Consider the following 23,528-nt stretch of genomic DNA (forward strand, 5'->3'; position numbering starts at 1 on the left):
TAATTGCTCTATTTGTAATAGATCACATACAAAACCCTCAATAAACGCCATCAATCTGGGGAAACAGCTCCATACTTTCTCACAAAAGACTTGTTACATTTGTCACAAGTTAAAAGAATATTGTCCAATCAATGTGGACAAGGAGCATCAAAGTGAAATCAAATATCTGGTTATGTAGTATCTTCCTTGCAGCAACTTCTATGATGACAGTTGCCCATGCTGATAATACAACACGTGTGGCGGCTACATCTGCTCTAGGAAGCGTGGTTGGTACAGCAGTTGGTAAAGAGCTTGGTGGACACACAGGCGCAATGATTGGTTCAGCGATTGGTGGTGCTGGTGGCGCTGCTGCTTCTAGCAATAAACGTAATCGTACTGAAGCAGCCATCGGTGGCGGCTTAGGTGGTGTTGGTGGCTATACTGTGGGTAACAACATGGGTGGTACTAACGGTGGATATATTGGCGCAGCAGTTGGTGCGGCAGGTGGTGCAGCATTAGGCAATAAAGTTGCTCAAGATCGTGATGCTGATCGACGTTATGACCGCCGTTACGATAACCGTCATTCATATGATAATCGTCGCCATTACAAATCTAACAAAAAATATCGCCACGACAATGGATTACATCGTGGTTGGTACAAAAATCGATAATTCAATTTTCGATACCTCCTTAGCACCTTCGGGTGCTTTTTTTTAATTTAAAAATAGATACAAATAAATCGAATAAATTCGATATACAAACTCCAACCTATATCGTATTATTTCGATATATAAGATTGAGTATCTATGATGAAATCACTACAAGAGATCAAATTCTCTATTTTAGAATTAGCTCCCGTACGAGACGAACACAGTATTGAGTTTTCACTACGTCATGCATTGGAGCTGGCTCAGCATGCAGAAAAACTGGGCTATGAACGTTTTTGGCTTGCTGAACATCATAATATGGATGGGATCGCTAGCTCAGCAACCGCTGTCTTATTAGGTTTTATTGCTGCACATACTCAAAAAATCAGACTGGGATCAGGGGGCATCATGCTTCCAAATCATGCCCCATTAGTCGTCGCAGAGCAATTTGGTACTTTAGCGACACTCTATCCAAATCGCTTTGAACTTGGCTTAGGTCGTGCACCAGGTACCGATCCTATGACGATGCGAGCGTTGCGCCGCGGACGTCAAGAAACTGAAGATCAATTCCCTCAAGATGTCATTGAAATTTTACAATATTTTAAAGAACCTGCCCCCAATCAAAAAATTGTTGCTACGCCTGGGCAAAATACACATGTACCCGTCTGGCTATTAGGTTCGAGTTTATTTAGTGCCCAACTTGCTGCAAAACTAGGGCTACCTTATTCCTTTGCCTCACATTTCGCCCCTAGAATGCTCGCCCAAGCAATTGAAATCTATCGTGAGAATTTCCAAGCTTCGGAATATTTGGATAAGCCTTATGTGTCTATGGGTGTACCAACTGTGGTTGCTACAACAGATGAAGAAGCACAATTTTTAGCCACCAGCTCATATCAGAGAATATTGAATTTGATTCGAGGTCATAGTCTTAAACTTAAACCTCCGATTGAATCAACCGATGGGCTTGCGAGTAGTGCTGAACAATTGGCGATTCAGAATTTTTATGCAATGGCTCAAATTGGTTCCCAAGAAACTGTTAAAGCTGGGCTAAATAAGATTGCCGAGCAATATGATGTAGATGAATTTATTTTTACTTGTGATATCTATGATACGCAAAAACGCTTGGATAACTTTAGTTTATTGATGGACTTAAAAAGTAAGTAGTACTTTCAATGAAACGTACAAGGCTTATTCTGATATAAGCCTTGTGATGGATAAGTCTAAGATCATTTTGACTCTGTCGACATTCCAACCTAGCTTTAGGTCAATAGATTAAAACCGCTCAGACCAGGCAGTAAACACAGACAATCGCAGTCTTTAATATAGACGTATTCCATGTTTCATCATATGGGTTGCCTGTTGTACATTCACAGCACGACTAAATAAATAGCCTTGTCCAATTGAACATCCAAATTGCTTCAGCAACTCTAATTGATCTGAGTTTTCAATGCCTTCAGCGACGATATCCAAAGCTAACTTTGGCCCCAACGCAATAATGGCTTGAACAATAGCTAAAATCGCTTCATCTCCATTCATTTGACGAATAAATTCACAATCAATTTTTAGACAATCCACCGGATAATCTCTTAATCGTGTCAATGAAGAGTGTCCTGTTCCAAAATCATCAAGTGCAATCTTAACACCTTGCTGTTTAAGCAAGTTCAAAGCCCTAATCACGTAATCAGAACCACGATCATCCAGAATATGTTCAGTAATTTCAATTTCAACCAAATGATGCGGGATTTTGTATAGATTCAAGCGTTGTAACAGACGCTCTGCGTAATTATCCTTGAGAAATTCCACTGGTGCAGCATTAATCGAAATTGGAACCACCGTCAGTCCTTGCTCAAGCCACATGGCAATATTTTTAAAAACCTTATTCTGTATTGCATCGCTAATTCTTGTCGCTAATACATAATCTTGAAAAGCCTGTTCAATATGACAAGGCGAATGAATGTGCTTGTCATCTGTTTGCCAACGCAATAGGGCCTCAAATCCGACAACTTTGCCATCTGATAAACGTACTTTAGGTTGATAAAATGGAACCATCAAATCATCACGAATGATATGACGTGCTTGATTAAGTTGTACTGCAATGTTTTGCGCCGCAATCTCCATCTGTTGATTAAACATACGGAAACCACCCCTTCCTGTCGCTTTTAAATCATTCAAAGCAGTATCCGCACATTTCATTAAGTTTGAGGAATCTTTTGCATCTCGCGGGTATATCGCACACCCCATACTCATACTGCCATTAATTAAGTTTCCAGCATAAGTGATTGGTGCGTCTAGCTGCCGACTAACATCAATGGCAACTCTTTCAAGTTCCTGCTCATGCTTTATTCCATTCACTAGAATCGCAAACTCATCACCACCTAAGCGCGCCACAAAGGTATTTTCTGGTAAAGTATTTTCTATTCGCTTTGATAAGATACGGAGTAAATGATCGCCTGCCGCATGTCCAAGCGTATCATTGACATGTTTAAAATAATCTAGGTCTAATAAGATCAAGCCCAAAAATTTGTTATTCTTTTTATGCCTTTGTAATGCGCGTTTAAGTTGTAACTTAAAGAAGCGACGGTTATACAATCCTGTCAGTTCATCCAACTCACTGGAAATCCGCAATTGAATCTCGGTTTGTCTTTGCGCTGTCACATCACGTGACATGCACAAAATCTGCACAACTTGTCCTTTATCATTTAAGACTGGTGTAAGTAAGTTATCCCAATATTGTTTACGATCCCCTTCACCACTCATACCACGAAAACGCGCAGCCTTTCCTTTAAGTGCCATTTTAAAAGCGTAATTCGCTTTGGAGCGTATTTCGGGTGCCAATAACTCAGTCCATTTCATTCCAAACCGATGGTTATTTTCAGGGATATTAAGGGCAATACATCCTGTCCTATTGACATGTAACAGACAGCCGTCAAGGTCTAATAACTTGATACAATCCACACTATTATCGAGCATATTGGTTTGGGCATTTATACACTGCACGAGATTGTGTTGATGTTGCTTGGTCTCATGAATATCTACACTATTGATGAACCAATGCCCTTGCTCACCGTGGTCAGCCTCCACAAATTTTGCTGATAATAAAAACCATCGGTATGCACCTGATTGGTGTCTCAAGCGGCACTCAAGCTGAAAAGGGATTTTCGTGGAAAATGCTTGTCGCCATTCACGTTGAAAGAGTGCAATATCTTCAAAATGAAGCAAGTCCATCCAGTTTTTTTGGAATTTCTGAAATTCATTTGTCCCGATATATTCTTGACTGACCTTATTAAAAAAATAAGCATTACCCTGGTCTGAAAGCAACCAAACTAGACTCGGTATATGATTAAAAACGTTCTGCTGGACTTCGTTCATTTGATGGTTAAATTGAAAAGTTAAAGCCGAATTCACATGCTTCTTAAGTAACTTTACTGGTTTTGCTCTGAATACAATTCTTTATTTCAAGAGGTTCAGCTGCAATAAAACCCATATACCACCAATAGCAAAAGTGAGATTTTTGTCACAATATTTTAACATAAATGCATAGATTTTTGCACACTCACCCCTATTCTAGGACAAGTGTATTTTGTTATTTAACATCAAATATTTAATTTTAATTAAGCGTTTATTGCTAACATAAAGTTATAAATTACAACAAAATTTCATAAATAAGGCTACTTCCTTCACGAGTTAGTCAGTAGCCATACTCAACTAACCAATACGACGTTTTAAACCTGTCATTTGTAAAACACGTGTCGATATTTCTTCGATCGACATCTCTGTAACGTTTAAGTATTTAATTCCCTCAGAAATATAAATTCCTTCGATCGCACGTAATTCCATTTGGCACTGACTAAAACTTGCATAGCGACTATTTGCTTTCCGCTCATTCCGAATAGCCACGAGACGTTCAGCATCAATCATCAATCCAAAGAGTTTATTCTTATGTTCTCGTAGAATTTTTGGCAAACGGTTGTCATCCAAATCTTCCTCTGTTAAAGGATAGTTTGCCACTCGAATCCCGAATTGTAATGACAAGTAAATTGATGTAGGGGTTTTTCCTGAACGTGATACACCAATTAAGATAATATCAGCTTTGTCATAATGACGTGTACGCGCCCCGTCATCATTATCTAATGCAAAATGTACTGCATCGATACGTGCTTTATAATACTCCGAATCCGTTACAGCATGCGTTTGTCCGACCAATGTTGTTGGCGGTGTGCCTAACTCCTGTTCAAGTTTACTAATCAACCCCTCAAAAACATCCAAATTTACGGCCTTGGCAGTATTAATAATTTCACGAACATGGGGATCAACCAAAGTATCAAAAACCAAGGGTAAGGAACCATCACGACTTTGACAGGCATTGATCTCTACAGCAACATTCATTGCAGCCTCTTCAGTCGTAATATACGGCATGATATGGATATCAAAATCGACATTTGGAAATTGTGCAAGTAGTGAATGTCCAAGGGTTTCTGCAGTGATTGCTGTACCATCCGAAATAAAAAATACGCTCCGTTTAATTTGTTTACTTTCGGGCATCAAAATTCTCCTTAAACATTTGTCTTAGTGCTCTATAATCTTTATAGTAAACTCATCTAACATGACTGTCGCTTAGTAAAACGCTAAATCTAAGCACATTCGTATAATTTCATACCAATGATAGTCATTCATACTGCAAAAAAAGTGGAGTAAATACTTTGGAAGCGCGCGTAATCGGTCTGGAAAAATTAGGAAAACACGATGTCGAACTCGTAGGTGGGAAAAACTCATCTTTGGGTGAAATGATCAGCCATTTATCCAATGCTGGTGTATCGGTACCTGGTGGTTTTGCTACAACTGCAGCTGCCTATCGTGAGTTCTTGGATCAAAGCGGCTTAAATGCTCGAATTCAGGCTGAACTTGCACAACTTAATGTTGATGATGTTATCGCGCTTGCTGAAACAGGTGCAAAAATCCGCAAATGGATTGTTGATACGCCACTTACAGAAACTTTAGAACAAGAAATTCGTGAAGCATTTACAGCACTTTCAAACGGTAATCCAGACATCGCTGTTGCTGTGCGCTCTTCTGCAACTGCAGAAGATTTACCAGACGCCTCTTTCGCAGGTCAACAAGAAACTTTCTTAAATATTCGCGGTATCGATAATATCCTGATTGCAATTAAAGAAGTTTTTGCTTCTTTATATAATGACCGTGCAATCGCTTACCGTGTACACCAAGGTTTTGAACACAGTGTCGTTGCGCTTTCTGCTGGCGTTCAACGTATGGTTCGCTCTGAAACGGGTGCTGCTGGTGTCATGTTTACGCTCGACACAGAGTCTGGCTTCCGTGATGTGGTATTTATTACAGCATCATACGGTTTGGGTGAAATGGTCGTACAAGGCGCAGTAAACCCTGACGAATTCTACTTATCAAAACCACTTTTAAATGCTGGAAAACATTCTGTTTTACGTCGTAATCTTGGTTCAAAACACCAAAAAATGATTTACGGTGAAGAAGGTTCGGCGGGTAAATCGGTTGTTGTTGTAGATGTTGAAAAGCCTGAGCGCCAACAATTTGCATTAAATGATCATGAGTTACATGAGCTTGCAAAACAAGCCCTCATCATCGAACAACATTACGGTGCTCCAATGGACATCGAATGGGCAAAAGATGGCGATGATGGTCAAATCTATATCGTTCAAGCGCGTCCTGAAACAGTAAAAAGCCGTCAAAATGTCGGCACAATGGAACGCTACCTATTAAAACAACGTGGTACTGTGGTTTGTGAAGGTCGTTCAATTGGACAGCGTATTGGTTCGGGTAAAGTACGTGTTGTAACCTCAATCAAAGAAATGGATAAGGTTCAAGACGGTGATGTACTTGTATCGGACATGACTGACCCAGATTGGGAACCTGTGATGAAACGTGCAGCAGCCATTGTTACTAACCGTGGTGGTCGTACTTGTCACGCAGCAATTATTGCCCGTGAACTTGGTGTTCCTGCAATTGTCGGTTGTGGTAATGCAACCGAAGTGCTGACTGATGGGCAGGAAGTAACTGTATCTTGTGCAGAAGGTGATACAGGTTTCATTTATGAAGGTGCGTTAGACTTTGAAGTACAACGCAATTCAATTCATTCGATGCCACAATTACCGTTCAAAATCATGATGAACGTAGGTAACCCTGACCGCGCATTTGACTTTGCTCAGATTCCAAACGAAGGGATTGGACTGGCACGTCTTGAATTCATTATTAACCGTATGATCGGCGTCCATCCAAAAGCATTGTTAAATATCGAAAGCCTTCCTCGTGAAACACGCGCAGCTGTGATGACACGTACTGCTGGTTATTCATCTCCTATCGAGTTCTATGTAGAAAAATTGGTAGAAGGTATTTCAACACTTGCAGCAGCATTTGCTGAGAAACCAGTCATCGTCCGTATGTCTGACTTCAAATCGAATGAATATGCCAATCTGATCGGCGGTAAATTATACGAACCAGAAGAAGAAAACCCAATGTTGGGTTTCCGCGGTGCTAGCCGTTATGTTTCTGACAACTTCCGCGATTGTTTTGAACTTGAATGCCGTGCGTTGAAAAAAGTTCGTGATGAAATGGGCTTAACCAATGTTCAAATCATGATTCCTTTCGTTCGTACTGTTTCTGAAGCTAAGCGTGTTATCGAATTGCTCGCTCAAAATGGTCTCAAACGTGGTGAGAACGGTCTAAAAGTTATCATGATGTGTGAGTTACCGACCAATGCTTTATTGGCAGAACAATTCCTTGAGCATTTCGATGGTTTCTCAATCGGTTCAAATGATTTAACACAACTCACGCTTGGCCTAGATCGTGACTCAGGAATCGTTTCTCACTTATTTGACGAACGTGATCCTGCGGTTAAAGCTTTATTATCGATGGCAATCCATGCTTGTCGTAAAGCTGGAAAATACGTAGGTATTTGTGGTCAAGGTCCTTCTGACCATCCAGATCTTGCAAAATGGCTGATGGAACAAGGTATCGAGTCTGTGTCACTTAACCCTGACTCAGTTTTAGATACTTGGTTCTTCTTAGCTGAAGAAAAAATCAAGCAGGCTTAACTACTATTTTAAAAGACCCCCTAGGTGGGGTCTTTTTTCATCATTTGTGATAGAGATTTAGAACATATGCAAATTTACTTGGCACGTAATAATCAACAAGCTGGTCCATACACGCTAGATCAAGTCAATCAAATGCTTGCAAGCCAACAAGTTCTACTTACTGATCTTGCTTGGCATGAAGGTTTGAGTGAATGGAAAACGCTCGGTGAGTTAACCCAAGGAAAACTTGTGTATGAACCAATCGGTCATACATCAACCCCCTTTCCGTCACCACAACCTACTGAAACCGTATCTAGCACGCAACAGTACCAAGCAAAACCGTCATCGCAAAAAACCGAAACAGTCGAACTTGCATCAATAGGTTCTCGTGCATTTGCCAAAGCAATCGATTTTTTGTTGTGGCTTCCGATTGCAATGATCCCATCGTTTTATTTTACTGAAGACCAACATGGACAGCTTGCAGATATTCAAAAGCAAATGCAGGCTGCTGAATTTGCTTCTGCCAAAGCTGCTGAATTGCAACAACAATTGTTTCAACTTATACCACCTGAAGCATGGCAAAGTATGATGATTTATATTGTGGTCATGCTCATGATTCAAGCTTATTTCATTGCTAAATCAGGACAAAGTATCGGTAAAAAACTAGCCCGTATCAAAATTGTGGATGTAGAAAATAACAATCAAGTGAGTCTTATTCGCGCTTTTTGGCTACGTAGCGTTGTATTCATTATCCTAAATTTGTTACTCGTGCCGATTATTACCATCATCGATTATGCTTTTGCAATCAGTTCAAACCGTCAAACTTTGCACGATAAGTTCGCGAAAACCAAAGTAATTAAGCAGTAATTACAAATCCATAAAGAAAAGAGGATTTATTCCTCTTTTCTTTATATTAAGCTGATATTTATAGAAAAAGCCTATAGCTAAATAACAATCCTTACAAAATAAATCGGGTTTTAAAACAAGCATTTCAGACCACTTTATCAGTAGCTTAGTTTTTCAATATGAGGCATAATGCCCAACAACGTAGCGGTGTCGAATGATTGCTAAGCATTTCACAAAAAATTCTTATCATTCATGCGACACTTTAATCGCTATCCCATAATTTAATTAGGGAATGGGACTCTTCACCGAGGTTGTAAAATGAGACAAACGATTTTAGCTGTATTGTCTTTATCAACGCTTGCTGTGCTCTTAACTGGGTGCGGTGGTGATATAGTACTTCTAAACAATAAAGGTCCGGTTGGTCAAGGTCAAAGTGACCTCATGATGACTGCGATCTATTTAATGCTATTGGTGGTAATTCCATCAATCGTTATGGCATTGTGGTTTGGTTGGAAATATCGCGCGTCGAATAAAGATGCAGACTATAAACCTACATGGGCACACTCTACGGCAATTGAAATTGTTGTTTGGGGTATTCCTGTCATTATTATTGGTATTTTAGCTTGGTTAACTTGGTGGGGTTCCCACAAGTACGACCCTTACCGTCCGTTAGAGTCTGATAAAGCTCCATTAACAATTCAGGTTATTGCTGAACAGTTTAAATGGATCTTTATCTATCCTGAGCAAAACATTGCAACGGTAAACGAAGTACGCTTCCCAGAACAAACGCCTGTAAGCTTTAAGATTACATCTAACTTCACAATGAATTCATTCTTCATTCCACAGTTAGGCGGTCAAATCTATGCCATGGCAGGTATGCAAACTCACCTCCATTTATTGGCAGATGAACCTGGTGTATTCCGTGGTATCTCAGCAAACTATTCAGGCTACGGTTTCTCTCAAATGCGCTTTAAAGCACATAGTGTAACTGATGCTGAATTTGCACAATGGGTAGAAGCTGTTAAATCTGGTCAAGGCAATACTGTTGTAGTAGACGAAAATGGCACTACCGCTATTCAAAAAGGTACGCTTGATCAAGCTGAATTAGCAACGCTTAAAGATGGCAATCGTTCTAAACATCAGATCGACGCGCTTGTAGCAAGAGCAACGACTCCAGAAGAAAAGAAAGCAGCTGAAGAAATGAAGTCTTATCCAACTTCGCCACATGCTGTAACTTATTATTCTTCAGTTGAGCCTAAATTGTTCGAATCTGTTATTAATCATTACATGAGTAACTATCACGGTGCAGACCACTCAGCTTCTGCTGAGCATGCAACTGAAGCAACTCATACTAATGATGAACATGCCACAGCTTCTGCAGAGGAATAAGACATGTTTGGAAAGTTAGGACTTGATGCAATTCCGCACGATCCGATCGTGTTGGTTACTATTGCAATGATGATTCTAGGTGGTATCGCACTTGTTGGTGGTATTACTTATTTCAAAAAATGGGGCTACCTGTGGAACGAATGGTTCACATCAGTAGACCATAAAAAAATTGGTATCATGTATATCATCGTTTCTGTCGTCATGCTTTTGCGTGGTTTCGCAGATGCGATCATGATGCGTTTGCAACAGTTCCTTGCAAAAGGTGGTGGCGAAGGCTATTTACACCCAGAACACTACGACCAGATTTTCACCGCACACGGTGTAATCATGATCTTCTTCGTAGCAATGGGTCTAGTCGTTGGTATGATGAATATCTCGGTACCATTACAAATTGGTGCTCGTGACGTTGCATTCCCATTATTGAACTCTCTTAGCTTCTGGTTATTTGCTGGTGCTGCGGGTCTCATGATGGTTTCTCTCGCACTAGGTGAGTTCGCTGCAACTGGTTGGATGGCATATCCTCCTTTGTCTGGAATCGAATATTCTCCAGGTGTTGGTGTAGATTACTATATTTGGGCACTCCAGGTTTCTGGTCTAGGTACGCTTTTAACTGGTGTTAACTTCTTCGTTACCATCATCAAAATGCGTGCACCTGGCATGAAACTTATGGACATGCCGATCTTCACGTGGACCTCACTTTGTACGGCCGTTTTGATTATTGCATCTTTCCCTGTTTTAACAGGTACACTTGCAATGCTAACGCTAGACCGTTACTTCGGTTTCCATTTCTTCACCAATGAGCTTGGCGGTAGTCCAATGCTTTATGTGAACTTGATTTGGACTTGGGGTCACCCTGAAGTATATATCTTGGTATTACCAGCATTTGGTTTGTACTCAGAAATCGTTGCAACTTTCTCTCGTAAGTCGTTGTTCGGTTATAAGTCAATGGTGTACGCAACAATTGCAATTACTGTACTTGCATTCGTTGTATGGCTTCACCACTTCTTCACCATGGGTGCTGGTGCGAACGTAAATGCGTTCTTCGGTATCATGACCATGGTTATTGCGATTCCGACTGGTGTAAAAATCTTCTCTTGGTTATTCACCATGTATAAAGGTCGCATTACCTTTACGACTCCAATGTTATGGACGCTTGGCTTCCTCGTAACATTCGGTATCGGTGGTTTAACTGGTGTACTTATGGCTGTTCCACCTGCGGACTTCCTTGTACATAACTCACTCTTCTTGATCGCTCACTTCCATAACGTAATTATCGGTGGTGTGGTGTTTGGTATGTTTGCCGGCATCATTTTCTACTGGCCGAAAATGTTTGGTTGGAAGCTCAATGAAGCATGGGGTAAAGCTGCGTTCTGGTTCTGGTTCTTTGGTTTCTATTTTGCATTCATGCCGCTTTATATCCTTGGTTTCATGGGTATGACTCGTCGTTTGAATACATATGATAACCCTGAATGGGATCCGTACTTGGCAATCGCATTATTTGGTGCTGTTCTTGTTGCAATCGGTATTGCATGTTTCTTAATGCAAATCATCGTTGGTTTCTTACAACGTAAAGACAACATGGATTACACTGGCGACCCATGGGATGGCCGTACATTTGAATGGGCAACTTCTTCCCCTGCTCCATTTTATAACTTTGCTCATCTTCCAGTTGCTAATGGTATCGATCGTTTCTGGACTGACAAAGAAAATGGTGTGGCTTATGCTCGCAATACAAAGTATGAAGATATCCACATGCCGACAAATCGTGCTGCTGGTTTCGTCATTGCGATGTTCATTACCATTCTTGGTTTCGCGCTCATCTGGCACATTTGGTGGCTTGTAGCAGTTTCATTCGTTGCGGCGATCATCAGCTTCATCGCAAGCTCATTCACTAAGAATGTTGATTACTATGTACCAGCTGCTGAAGTTGAACGTATCGAAAATGAACGCTATGCGTTACTTGAAAAACACTTGAAGAAGGACTAAGGATATGGCTGAAGTACTTCATCACGATAACCATGGACATGACGGTCATCACGAACATGATGATACAGACTTAACGGTCTTTGGTTTCTGGACATATTTGATGAGTGACTTGATTCTTTTCGGATCACTCTTCATCGCATTTGCTGTATTAAGCAGTCATATTCCACCAGGTACACCTAGTGCATACGACTTATTCCATGATTCTTTGGGATTCGTATTAGCTGAAACCTTTGCACTCCTTATTTCATCTGTGACATTTGGTTTTGCAGTACTTGCATCATATAAAAAGAATGTTAACCAAGTTCTTTTATGGTTAATTGTTACCTTTATTTTTGGTGCAACGTTCATTGGGATGGAAATCTATGAGTTCCATCACCTTGTTCATGAAGGTTATGGACCAACTAAGAGCGCATTCTTATCAGCGTTCTTTACTTTGGTTGGTACGCATGGTATCCACGTAACTTCTGGTTTAGTGTGGATGGCTGTTTTGATGTATCAAATCAAACAGAACGGTTTGACACTACCGAATACACGTCGTCTTGCTTGCTTAAGCTTGTTCTGGCACTTCCTTGACATCGTTTGGATCTGTGTATTCAGCGTCGTTTACTTACTGGGAGTTCTCTAATGAGTAGTCATGACCATAATGCTGCAGGTGCATCGCACGGTAATGTAAAACAATATACAGTAGGTTTTATTCTTTCTGTCATTCTTACCATCATCCCTTTTGGGATGGTGATGGCAGGTGGTTTTAGCCGTGGCATTTTAGTTACTGTCATTGCAATTACTGCGGTTGCTCAGGTTCTTGTACAACTTGTGTATTTCTTACACATGAATACATCATCTGATCAACGTTGGAATCTTATTGCATTTATCTACACGATTTTATGTATTGCTGTACTTTTAGTTGGCTCTGTGTGGATTATGAATTACCTACACTACAACATGATGATCTAAACTGATTGTCATGTGGAAAAAGTATTTATTCCTGACTAAGCCAGGAATTCTCTTCGGTAATTTTATTACCACTTTGGGCGGCTTTTTTTTAGCCGCCCAAGGCTCCATAGACTACCTCTTATTATTACTCACTCTCATCGGAACAACGCTCGTCGTTGCCTCAGGATGTGTGATCAATAATGTAATTGACCAAGACATCGATCAAAAAATGCAACGCACCATGAATCGTGCGCTTGTCAAGAAAACCATTTCCCCTACTGTCGCAATGTGTTATGCCTTTGTGTTAGGTGTTATGGGTTTCAGCATACTTTGGTTCTATATCAATGCTTATGCTTTTTTATTTGCTGTGATTGGTTTTGTGGTTTATGTCGGTTTTTATAGTTTGTGGACTAAACGCACCACAATCCATCAAACCGTTATTGGTAGTATTTCTGGAGCGAGTCCACCTGTCATAGGTTATACGGCAGTGAGTCATCAATTTGACATGGCGGCTTTATTGCTCTTTGTTGCGTATGCTTTATGGCAAATGCCGCATTCATGGGCGATTGCAATCTATCGTTTTGATGATTACAAAAATGCAGGAGTTCCAATTTTACCAGTCGCTCGTTCAATTTTCAGAACTAAAATAGAATCGCTGATTTATGTGATTTTATTTACACTGGCAATGAACGCATTATTTATTTATGGATATACCACTACTCTGTTTTTGGTGATCTGTAATGTGCTTTGTGTTTACTGGCTTTATATTGGTATTTTAGGGTTCAAAGCGGAAAATGATCAGCTTTGGGCAAAACGCTTTTTCTTATTCTCTGTGATTTTAATTACAGTGATTAGTTTAAGTTTTAGCTTTACCTTCAAAACCCCTGCACCACTCTTTCCGATTTTTTAAAAAAGATAGAGAGTCTCTCTATCTTTTTTCTCTATTGCAAACATTTGCATTTCTTCGAAGTTTTCCTTGTTATTTGCTTGAAAACCACCTAAAATTCACGCTTCGCAATTTGCGACATAACTTTTTAAGTTATGACTCCTTGCTTCTAATTTATAAATTAGGGGCTGTTTAAACCGTAAGGAGCTGACAATGCGTCACTACGAAATCGTACTTTTGGTACATCCAGACCAAAGCGATCAAGTTGTAGGTATGGTTGAACGCTATATCTCTCAGATCAAAGAAGCTGAAGGTCAAATTCACCGTTTAGAAGATTGGGGCCGCCGCCAATTGGCTTACCCGATTAACAAAATTCACAAAGCACACTACATTCTTATGAATGTTGAATGTGGTCAAACGACTCTTGATGAATTAGAAGAATTATTCCGTTATAACGACGCAATCATTCGTAACATCATTATCCGTCGTGAACACGCAATTACTGAAGAATCTTTACTTGCTAAGAGTGCTGAAGAAAAACGTGCGCGTAAAGCTCAACGTGAAGAAGCACAACAAGCAGTACAAGAAGCTGAATAAGGAGAACATCAATGGCACGTTTTTACCGTCGTCGCAAGTTCTGCCGCTTTACAGCTGAGAATGTTGCGTACATCGACTACAAAGATATTGACACTTTAAAACAGTACATCACTGAAAACGGCAAAATTGTTCCTAGCCGTATCACTGGTACTAAAGCTCGTTATCAACGTCAATTAGCATTAGCTATTAAACAAGCTCGCTATTTGTCTTTGATTCCTTACACTGACAATCATAAGTGAGGTTGAGCCGTGGATATTATCTTATTACAACGCATTAAGAACCTTGGTAAATTAGGCGACAAAGTATCAGTTAAAGCTGGTTACGGTCGTAACTTCTTGATCCCTCAAGGTAAAGCTGTAGCTGCAACTGAAGCAAACACTGCTGCTTTTGAAGCTCGTCGTGCTGAACTTGAAAAACAAGAAGCTGATATTTTAGCTGCTGCAAATGCACGTGCTGAACAATTGAACGAAGTAAATATCGTAATCACAGCTAAAGCTGGTGATGAAGGTAAACTGTTCGGTTCTATCGGTACTCGTGATATTGCTGACGCTTTAACGAACGCTGGTCTTGTTGTTGACCGTGCAGAAGTTCGTTTACCAAACGGTGCGCTTCGTCACACTGGTGAATTCAACATCGCAATCCAATTGCATCATGATGTTGTTGCTGAAGTTCTCGTTACTATCGTATCTGAGTAATTTCTGCATAAAAAAAGAGCATGTTTTACATGCTCTTTTTTTATGTCTAAAAAATACAAAAAGACTTCAAATTAAGTTTTAAATTTTATAACTCTTATCTCTATAGGGCCACATATGCAAAAAAAGAATCGTATCATCGCTTTGGTACTCGCCATGTTTTTAGGTTTTTTTGGAATAGATCGTTTCTATCTCGGTAAAAAGACCTCTGGTATTTTAAAATTAATCACTTTTGGTGGCTTAGGTTTCTGGTGGTTTATTGATGCAACCTTACTCTTGCTTGATGCCTTCCTCTATTCCTTGGGCAAGGATACGGGTTTCGTCAAAGACGCTCAAAAAAATGATCTTCGCTACGGCCTTTCTGCTTACCGCTTAAAAAAATGGAAAGTTCGTACAGGACTGGTTTGCACAACCTTAAAGTAAAACAATTCCTTTTTTCTTATATCGATCTGGCCAATCAGGAGGCAATAGCAGAAATGACTATCTATTATGCTATTGCACCACTTACACAATTTTCCCTGAATTAAATTGTCCAGATCAGCTTCAATTGGATTAAGATAGTCACTCGGTTATGTTTCATCTTTTTTATTAGGTCTTGTTATGTCACAGGCGAATGCCAATTTTACAAAAAATTCTCCAAACACAGAGAGTAAAGTGAGTGACTCAGGTCAACTAAAAGAATTCCGTACTCCTCCGCATAACCTTGCCATTGAGCAAGCAGTTTTAGCTGCACTAATGACTGTTGCCGAATCTTTTGAACAAGTCAGTGACTTATTAAAAGAAAATGATTTCTATGCGACACGACATAAATATATCTACCGTGCGATTGAAAAACTCGCCCAAGAAAACTCGCCTTACGATGCAGTTTTAGTCAATGACTGGCTACTTAAGCAGAACCTCCTCGATGCGATTGGAGGTGAAGAATATTTGATGCAACTTATGGCGGACTCGCCTTCAAGTTTTTACAATCTTGAAACCTATGCCAATAAAATTAAAGAGTTTTCAACCCTTCGATCAATGATCAAGGTCAGTACGGATATTCTACAAAATGCCTATGACACGAAAGGTCGTCCAGTCAGTGAAATTCTTGATTTAGCAGAAACCAGTATTTTCTCTTTGGCCGAACAACACAATAACAATAAGAAAGATTCAGGTCCCAAGTCGATTAGCTCCGTTACCGCGGACGTCATCACTAAATTAGATGAACTTTCAAAGCTAGATGGCAACATTACAGGTTTAACTACAGGGTTTGTAGAACTAGATAATAAAACCTCAGGGATGCAAGCAGGTGACTTGATTATTGTTGCTGCTCGTCCATCTATGGGTAAAACCACTTTTGCCATGAACTTGGTTGAAAGTGTTTTGCAATACAACAGATTACCAGCGCTAGTGTTTTCTATGGAAATGCCAGCTGACTCTATCGCCATGCGTTTGATTTCTGCAATGGGTAAAGTTCATCAAGGACATTTACGTTCAGGCAATCTCGATGCCGATGAATGGACCAAGGTTACAGGCACAATTTTGCAGCTACAAGAAATGCATCTATATATTGATGACTCCTCTGCTCTGCCACCAACAGAACTTCGTGCTCGTGCGCGACGCATTGCCAAAATGCATGATGGAAAAATCGGTTGTATCATGGTCGATTACTTACAGTTGATGAAAGTCCCAGGCATGGGTGATAACCGTGTTGGTGAGATTTCAGAAATTTCTCGTAGCTTAAAAGCTTTGGCCAAAGAAATGAACTGTCCAGTGATTGCACTTTCACAGCTTAACCGTAGTTTGGAGAATCGACCAAACAAACGCCCAGTGATGTCAGATTTACGTGAATCAGGTGCAATTGAACAGGATGCCGACTTAATCATGTTCATTTATCGTGATGAAGTCTATAACAAAGAGTCTAAAGAAGCTGGTACAGCCGAAATCATCATTGGTAAACAGCGTAACGGTCCGATTGGTAGCGTGCGCCTTGCCTTCGAAGGACAATATACTCGTTTTAGCAATCTCTCACCTGAGTTCTATGCTCAATATGATGATGAAGAATAATTTTTATCTTATTGATTAAAATTGCTTTTTATATTTTCAAGTCGTCCCAAAGGAGAAATCAGGGTGCGCCAAGCAACAGTTTATATTGACAGTACCGCACTGCAATATAATTTAAACCGCGTTAAACAACTTGCTCCCAACTCGAAAATTGTCAGTATGGTTAAGGCCAATGCTTACGGACACGGAGTTAAAGACTGTTTAGCCGCCTTGGACGCCACGGATGCTTTCGGTGTTGCCTGCTTAGAAGAAGCCCTACAAATCAGGCAACTTGGATATAATCAACCGATCACTTTGATCGAAGGTGTATTTTCAGTAGATGAAATGACGCATGTCATTGAACAAAAGCTTGAGTGTATTGTCCATCATGCCCAACAAGTCGAATGGCTGATCCAACATAAACAAGCTTACAATGCTTTAGGTTTGAAAGTCTGGGTAAAATTAAATAGCGGTATGAATCGGTTAGGCTTTAAAGTAGTTGAAATCATTGAGGTGATTCAGCGTTTAAAAGCCGACGGCTTTAACTGTGTATTGGCGATGCACTTTGCTAATGCTGATGTAGATCATCCGCTGAATGAACAGCAAATAGAACAATTTTTACAGGTTAAACAGGCATGTGCACCGATTTTAGCCTCATGCTGCAATTCAGCGGCGATTTATAAATATCCCGAACTGCATTTTGATTTTGTCCGTCCTGGTATCATGCTGTACGGTGCTTCACCCTTTGCTTATAAGAATGTGCATGAACTCGATCTAAAGCCCGTAATGACCTTTAGTGCGGAAATCATCGCCTTAAATCAAATCCAGCAAGGTGAATGTGTTGGCTATGGTTCGACCTTTACAGCAAGCTGCCCTTCAAAAATTGCCATTGTTTCGATTGGCTATGGAGATGGCTATCCACGTGCTTATCTGCAGCAGAATTTCGTTGCGATTGACCAGCAACTTGTCCCAGTCGTTGGTCGTGTCAGCATGGATATGATGGCGATTGATGTGACGCATATCAATGCTGAAATTGGCACCAAAGTTGAGCTTTGGGGAGCACATCGTCTAGTCGATGATGTTGCAACCGCTAATGGGACCATTGGTTATGAGTTACTTTGCCGCCTAACTCAACGCCCCCAAAGAAAATTAGGTAACTAAATCCTACTTGATCAACTTTTATGTTTTATCTCTAATACAGTTTTAGCTATTTAAATCCAGCATGCTTAAACTGATTTACGACAACCCACTCTATAAAATGCCGGTACAGCAATTGGTTCTATTTTTAATACGAATTTCAATCGGCATTTTCTTCTTTACAACAGGTTTCAATAAACTTTTCGTTGAGAAAAATAAACTGATCATGCTGGAAACGATTACTGAGGCAGGTATTCCTTTTCCTGAAATCATGAGTAGCTTTGTTTCAGCAACAGAAATGCTTGCCGGTTTATTTTTAATCATGGGTTTGTTGACTCAAATAAGCAGTATTTTATTATTTATTATATGTTTGACCGCTTTATATACCGTAGGTATTCACACCATCCCAAATGGCTTAGATGCGATAAGCTGGTTAAGTTGGTTTTTCTATGTGCCTGATCTGCTTTATATGTTACTTTTGGCTGTCTTAATAAGCGCTCGACCAAGCATTTTATCATTCGACCGCTTACTCAGTAAAAAGCTAACAAGCTCATAGTTTTACCATCCAAACTATGATCAATCATCACACAAATTCTATAAGTATTTATAGATCATAATCCGCTGTAGGCTTAGGCAACTCTTGTAAACCGCGGCGTAAGGTTTCATACCATTGCCTACTAATCTGGGTAAAGTAAGGATCATTTTCACTGATTCTTTTGCCCGTAGGTATTTTAAAGCTATCTTTATGGTAAACCAGGGCATCCAAAGGTAAACCGACTGAAACATTGGAGCGCAAGGTTGAATCAAATGAAATTAGTGCACAACGCAAAGCATCATCTAAAGGCATTTGATAATATAAGGCACGATCAAGAATCGGCTTACCATATTTACTTTCACCAATCTGAAAGTATGGCGTGTCGGTGGTTGCACAAATAAAATTACCCTGTGGATAGATATTATACAGTTGCATTTTATCACCCCGAATTTGACCCGCTACCAGAATACTGCAGGAATAATGCATCTGCTCGTGTGGATCCGTCGAGATATCACCTAACACTTTACGTAAGGTTTTACCGATTAATTCTGCCACTTCAAACATGGTATTGACTGTATTCAAATTGGGTTCTTGACGCAAAACCAAGGCATTTTTCAAATGCCCAATCACTGCTTGGGTCGTTGCCAAGTTACCTGAGGTTTGTAAGGCAATAAAGCGCTCACCCTCTACACCAAAGGTGTGAAGTTTCCGAAAAACAGAAATATGATCGACACCTGCATTGGTGCGCGTATCACTAATCAGTACCAACCCCTGCTCTAATCTTAATGCACAACAATAAGTCATCTTTTTCTCTCTACATTTAACAAGTCAAAACCTAAACCGTAGATACCATTTAAATGATTATTTCTTCCTCATATTTAAAATATTTAAATAAAAGCGTGTTCATTTCAGTCGTAAATACGTAATCTGGTGAGGATGGACTTGATAAATAGAGATAGTTTTTTTATTGTGTTTGCTTTAGACCATTGAATTACGTATTACGCTTATGTCATCCGTACAAGAAAAAGAAACATCCAATAGCCTTTATCGCCAATGGCAAATTTTATCTCGCCTATCTACGGGAAAATGGATGGGTACTCGTGAATTACAAGAAATACTCGAGCGTGAAGGCATTGATATTAGCTTAAGAACGATCCAGCGAGATCTAAACCAGATTGCTCAACGTTTTCCGATTGAAAGTAATAAAACTGTACCCCAAGGCTGGCGCTGGCGTTCAGATGCGCCGATTCAGAGTTTACCTCATATGACCAGCTCACAAGCTGTGACTTTTATGATGGTTGAAGAACATCTACGACATTTGCTACCGCCCAGTCTATTAGAAGAAATGACGCCTTGGTTTGATCTCGCTAAGCGAAGTCTTTCAACCCAAAATAATGTAAGACAGTGGATTAACCGTGTGCGTATTGTGCCTGCAAATCAACCTCTTATTCCTCCTGTTGTCGATAAGCAGGCTCAACAAGCTATTTATGAAGGCTTGTTACAAGATAAGCAAATTGAATGTGTTTACCGCGCGAGAACCAATCAAGGCGAAGATAAAACTTATATCCTAAATCCACTCGCTCTGGTTCAAAAAGGAGCTGTAATTTATTTAATCTGTACTCGAAATGATAAAACTGAGGTGCAAACCTTTGCTTTACACCGTTTTAAAGCAGCCACGGTACTTGATAATCGTGCCCTACACCCCGTTAATTTCGATATCGATGATTATATTGACTCTGGTGCACTTGGTTTTAGAGTTGACTATAGTAAGCCAACAGAACAAATTTTGTTGAAGCTTACCATGACTGAAAGTACAGCCCAAAGCTTCTATGAAAGTCAATTAAGTAAAGATCAGACGATTACCTCTATCGAAGAGAATATTGTTGAAGTGTCCGCAACTGTTCCATTTACCTCTCAGTTAGTATGGTGGCTCAGAAGTTTTGGCAAGAAACTTCTCAATATCGAACCCGCTGCTGTATATAATGCAGTAAAGGAAATTAGTGAATAATCATAAATAAGTCTTTATCTAGACATAACATTCTATATAATGCTAGTGGGAAAATTATCAATAAATAAACACAGATAATTTATTAAAATATTTCGATTGGAAGAATTCAAATGTATAACCCCAATAAATCTATAACTTTTCTTGGTCTCCTAACGACGATTTCATTTTTATCTGCCTGCGGTGGTAGCTCTACAAATCCTGATAGTAGTTACACCTCACCTAAAGTAATGAATGAAGTTAAAACTGATTTAAAGTTCTTAAATACATCTCTACCTTCTGCTCAATCAACAAATGTAGATACTCCTGTCTATCGCTATACTCAAATCTTTAACAAAGAAAATGATCAATTCAAAACAAGCTATCGATTAGAGTTTGATTTTGATATGGATGCAAATACGTTTTATCGCTTAGAAGCGGATTATGATACGTTAATTAATGCCACGCCAAACTCAATCAAATTAAAGGAATATGAAAAAAGCGGTCAGAGCATAACTTTTAAAAAAGAATTTCAATGTTCACAAAATAACAATCCGTGCTCAAATATTGTCAATTCAATCAATATGAAAACAGGCCAAGCTAAGCTTGATTTTAATAATCAATTGTTAACTAAATCATCTTGGGCAGATGGCCAGATCAATACCATTACGCTTGCAGGCTCTGTTGAAGGGTTTCTTACTGAAGCACCGACTAAGGTTCAATTACCAATGAGTCAAGCTCATGAGCTAAAGTGGTCAATAACTTCATCGACTCAAGATGGTTCAAAATTATTAAGCAACTATTATCAACTTAATTTTACAAATCATAATAAAATCGAATTATTTTTGGGAGATAGGACTCTCATTGAAGGCTCAGGAATTATTTCAATTCAAAATAATAAAGTTGAAAGTTTCTATTTTCAGCCTGCCTTATCTCCAAGTTTATTAGAAATTTCTTGTAGACCGACTGAGACACCATGCCAAAATACCTCCTACAACCCAAACAATTATGAAATTACTTTTAGTAATACTAAAGTGAATAGCCCTCTAGCAGGTATCAGCTATCTCAATGGTTCAACAGGATTATAAATAAAAAAGAGAACCATCTGGTTCTCTTAGATTTATTATAAATTTATGATTAAATTTTTAGGTTGTTCTTATTTTATTTAAAATAATCAAACCAATTCTTTTCCCCCATGTGATCAGAATTGGTTTTTCCCTTTTCTATTAGTAAAATATGAATTAACATCGGCATGCTAGCTCATATCCATTGTAGCGAATCGTTTTTTTCGTCATGATTAAAAACCCTCTTCGTTTGAACGTAAAACAAATATAACGAGAATTTTTCAGTCTGTGAAATAACAAAGAACGCAATAAAAATCTAATTATCTGCTAGAGATTTTAAATATATAAATCTATAAAAATAAAAAAGCTCCCCTCTGGGAGCTTTTCAATCATCCCATCAGTTTATGCTGAAAATGGATGACGTAATACGATTGTTTCTGCACGATCAGGGCCAGTTGAAATGATATCAATTGGACATTCAATCAACTGCTCAAGACGTTTAACATATGCCAAAGCATTCGCAGGAAGTTGATCAACTTGAGTTAAGCCAACTGTCGACTCACTCCAACCAGGCATAGTTTCATAAATTGGCTTCAAGCTTTCAAATGAAATCGCGTCAGAAGAACCTGCGCAGCCTGAATCCACATCTTCATAACCTACACAGATTTTGATTTCTTCTAAACCATCTAATACATCGAGTTTAGTTAAGCAAATACCAGACAATGAGTTCACTTCAACTGAACGGCGTAAGATTTCAGCATCAAACCAACCACAACGACGTTGACGACCAGTAGAAGCACCAAATTCATGGCCTACTGTTCCTAAATGACGACCAATCGCATCACCTGTATCCGTCGAAGCATCGTAATGCAATTCAGTTGGGAATGGACCAGCACCTACGCGTGTCGTATAGGCTTTGGTAATACCAAGTACATAGTCTAAATGTAATGGGCCCATACCAGAACCAGAGCTTACGCCACCAGCAGTCGTATTTGAACTCGTTACATAAGGATAAGTACCGTGATCGATGTCAAGCAATGAACCTTGTGCACCTTCAAACATGATTGCCTTACCTTCTTTACGGTAATCATGTAACACTTTAGTTACGTCAATTACTAATGGAGCAAGCACTTCACGCCATTCATTACAAAGCGCAAGAACGTCTTCAAACTTCACTTCTTCAACGCCATAGAATTGAGAAAGTTGGAAGTTATGAAGCTCAAGCATTTCCTTGAGTTTTTCTTCAAGTAATGCTCCGCCACGAATCAAATCTGCTACACGTACCGCACGGCGAGCCACTTTATCTTCGTAAGCTGGACCAATACCACGACCTGTTGTACCAATTTTGGCATTACCACGTTTTTTCTCACGTGCTTGGTCAAGCGCAATATGGTTTGGCAAAATTAATGGACAGTTTGGAGAAATACGTAAACGTTCTTTAACAGGTACGCCTTCCTCTTCCAAAATCGCCATTTCTTTGATTAATGCTTCAGGAGAAAGCACTACACCATTGCCAATTAAGCACAATACGTTTTCACGTAAAATACCTGATGGAATGAGGTGTAAGACAGTCTTCTTACCACCGACCACAAGAGTATGACCTGCGTTGTGTCCGCCTTGATAGCGAACTACCGCAGCCGCTTGATCTGTGAGCAGGTCGACGATTTTACCTTTACCTTCGTCGCCCCATTGGGTACCAAGTACCACAACATTTTTGCCCATAATAGCCTCATTACATCATGCTGTTAAAATTGGAAACCAAGTCGTCAAACA

Annotated in this window: 21 protein-coding genes and 1 pseudogene; 18 read left to right on the forward strand and 4 right to left on the reverse strand. The window is 39.6% G+C overall.

Features of this window, described 5'->3' with window-relative positions; genetic code table 11:
- The first annotated feature begins 152 nt into the window (after positions 1-152).
- Together DK207_RS06935 and DK207_RS06940 are read left to right on the forward strand one after the other, a co-directional pair.
- Positions 153-650 (forward strand): glycine zipper 2TM domain-containing protein, encoded by a 498-nt coding sequence (locus tag DK207_RS06935; RefSeq protein ID WP_109440550.1) that lies wholly within the window; start codon positions 153-155, stop codon positions 648-650.
- 138 nt (positions 651-788) lie between these two features.
- Positions 789-1,790 (forward strand): LLM class flavin-dependent oxidoreductase, encoded by a 1,002-nt coding sequence (locus tag DK207_RS06940; RefSeq protein ID WP_162540210.1) that lies wholly within the window; start codon positions 789-791, stop codon positions 1,788-1,790.
- A 153-nt stretch (positions 1,791-1,943) separates the two neighbouring features.
- On the opposite strand, the gene DK207_RS06945 is transcribed toward DK207_RS06940, so the two are convergent.
- Both DK207_RS06945 and DK207_RS06950 read right to left on the reverse strand, forming a co-directional pair.
- Positions 1,944-3,995 (reverse strand): EAL and GGDEF domain-containing protein, encoded by a 2,052-nt coding sequence (locus tag DK207_RS06945; protein WP_109440649.1) that lies wholly within the window; start codon positions 3,993-3,995, stop codon positions 1,944-1,946.
- 336 nt (positions 3,996-4,331) lie between these two features.
- Positions 4,332-5,168 carry a pyruvate, water dikinase regulatory protein gene (locus DK207_RS06950; RefSeq protein ID WP_004638549.1) on the reverse strand — a complete coding sequence of 279 codons (837 nt, stop codon included), beginning with the start codon at positions 5,166-5,168 and terminating at the stop codon, positions 4,332-4,334.
- Between the two features lie 158 nt (positions 5,169-5,326).
- Between DK207_RS06950 and ppsA the strand changes: the two genes are divergently transcribed.
- From ppsA to DK207_RS07020, 14 genes and pseudogenes are all read left to right on the forward strand, one after another.
- Complete coding sequence (gene ppsA / locus DK207_RS06955; RefSeq protein ID WP_109440552.1) at positions 5,327-7,705, forward strand: phosphoenolpyruvate synthase; 2,379 nt, start codon at positions 5,327-5,329, stop codon at positions 7,703-7,705.
- 66 nt (positions 7,706-7,771) lie between these two features.
- Entirely contained in the window at positions 7,772-8,551 is a 780-nt protein-coding gene (locus DK207_RS06960; RefSeq protein ID WP_109440553.1) for an RDD family protein, read from the forward strand.
- Between the two features lie 297 nt (positions 8,552-8,848).
- Positions 8,849-9,919 (forward strand): ubiquinol oxidase subunit II, encoded by a 1,071-nt coding sequence (gene cyoA, locus DK207_RS06965; protein ID WP_109440554.1) that lies wholly within the window; start codon positions 8,849-8,851, stop codon positions 9,917-9,919.
- A gap of 3 nt (positions 9,920-9,922) precedes the next feature.
- Positions 9,923-11,905: a cytochrome o ubiquinol oxidase subunit I gene (gene cyoB, locus DK207_RS06970; RefSeq protein WP_109440555.1), complete on the forward strand. Its 1,983-nt coding sequence runs from the start codon at positions 9,923-9,925 to the stop codon at positions 11,903-11,905.
- A 4-nt stretch (positions 11,906-11,909) separates the two neighbouring features.
- Positions 11,910-12,530 carry a cytochrome o ubiquinol oxidase subunit III gene (gene cyoC / locus DK207_RS06975; RefSeq protein WP_004638543.1) on the forward strand — a complete coding sequence of 207 codons (621 nt, stop codon included), beginning with the start codon at positions 11,910-11,912 and terminating at the stop codon, positions 12,528-12,530.
- Entirely contained in the window at positions 12,530-12,859 is a 330-nt protein-coding gene (locus DK207_RS06980) for a cytochrome o ubiquinol oxidase subunit IV (RefSeq protein WP_004638542.1), read from the forward strand. The genes cyoC and DK207_RS06980 overlap by 1 nt, the downstream gene beginning before the upstream one ends.
- A 10-nt stretch (positions 12,860-12,869) precedes the next feature.
- Positions 12,870-13,748, forward strand: a complete 879-nt coding sequence (gene cyoE / locus DK207_RS06985) for a heme o synthase (RefSeq protein WP_109440556.1) — start codon at positions 12,870-12,872, stop codon at positions 13,746-13,748.
- A 189-nt stretch (positions 13,749-13,937) separates the two neighbouring features.
- Positions 13,938-14,321 carry a 30S ribosomal protein S6 gene (rpsF, locus tag DK207_RS06990; RefSeq protein ID WP_004638540.1) on the forward strand — a complete coding sequence of 128 codons (384 nt, stop codon included), beginning with the start codon at positions 13,938-13,940 and terminating at the stop codon, positions 14,319-14,321.
- An 11-nt stretch (positions 14,322-14,332) separates the two neighbouring features.
- Positions 14,333-14,560, forward strand: coding sequence for a 30S ribosomal protein S18 (gene rpsR / locus DK207_RS06995; protein WP_000090661.1), 228 nt, complete (start codon positions 14,333-14,335; stop codon positions 14,558-14,560).
- Positions 14,561-14,569: 9 nt separating this feature from the next.
- Complete coding sequence (gene rplI / locus DK207_RS07000) at positions 14,570-15,016, forward strand: 50S ribosomal protein L9 (RefSeq protein ID WP_109440557.1); 447 nt, start codon at positions 14,570-14,572, stop codon at positions 15,014-15,016.
- Positions 15,017-15,130: 114 nt separating this feature from the next.
- A pseudogene (locus tag DK207_RS07005) lies at positions 15,131-15,431 on the forward strand (TM2 domain-containing protein).
- Between the two features lie 182 nt (positions 15,432-15,613).
- Positions 15,614-17,059 (forward strand): replicative DNA helicase, encoded by a 1,446-nt coding sequence (gene dnaB, locus DK207_RS07010; RefSeq protein WP_008940978.1) that lies wholly within the window; start codon positions 15,614-15,616, stop codon positions 17,057-17,059.
- Between the two features lie 63 nt (positions 17,060-17,122).
- Entirely contained in the window at positions 17,123-18,196 is a 1,074-nt protein-coding gene (gene alr, locus DK207_RS07015) for an alanine racemase (RefSeq protein WP_109440558.1), read from the forward strand.
- 61 nt (positions 18,197-18,257) lie between these two features.
- The gene (locus DK207_RS07020; protein ID WP_109440559.1) at positions 18,258-18,728 is read left to right on the forward strand and encodes a DoxX family protein; all 471 of its coding nucleotides are present in this window, start codon (positions 18,258-18,260) and stop codon (positions 18,726-18,728) included.
- A gap of 48 nt (positions 18,729-18,776) precedes the next feature.
- Here the strand turns inward: DK207_RS07020 and DK207_RS07025 are convergent, their stop codons facing one another.
- Complete coding sequence (locus tag DK207_RS07025; protein ID WP_109440560.1) at positions 18,777-19,511, reverse strand: proteasome-type protease; 735 nt, start codon at positions 19,509-19,511, stop codon at positions 18,777-18,779.
- A 202-nt stretch (positions 19,512-19,713) separates the two neighbouring features.
- On the opposite strand from DK207_RS07025, the gene DK207_RS15875 reads away from it, so the two are divergent.
- Both DK207_RS15875 and DK207_RS07035 read left to right on the forward strand, forming a co-directional pair.
- A complete protein-coding gene (locus tag DK207_RS15875; protein WP_109440561.1) occupies positions 19,714-20,715 on the forward strand; it encodes a helix-turn-helix transcriptional regulator in 1,002 nt (333 codons plus the stop codon).
- Positions 20,716-20,825: 110 nt separating this feature from the next.
- Positions 20,826-21,779: a hypothetical protein gene (locus tag DK207_RS07035; protein ID WP_109440562.1), complete on the forward strand. Its 954-nt coding sequence runs from the start codon at positions 20,826-20,828 to the stop codon at positions 21,777-21,779.
- Positions 21,780-22,157: 378 nt separating this feature from the next.
- On the opposite strand, the gene DK207_RS07040 is transcribed toward DK207_RS07035, so the two are convergent.
- The gene (locus DK207_RS07040) at positions 22,158-23,477 is read right to left on the reverse strand and encodes an adenylosuccinate synthase (protein WP_004638526.1); all 1,320 of its coding nucleotides are present in this window, start codon (positions 23,475-23,477) and stop codon (positions 22,158-22,160) included.
- Positions 23,478-23,528: the final 51 nt, after the last annotated feature.

The organism is Acinetobacter haemolyticus (assembly GCF_900406815.1).
Lineage (GTDB): Bacteria > Pseudomonadota > Gammaproteobacteria > Pseudomonadales > Moraxellaceae > Acinetobacter > Acinetobacter haemolyticus_A.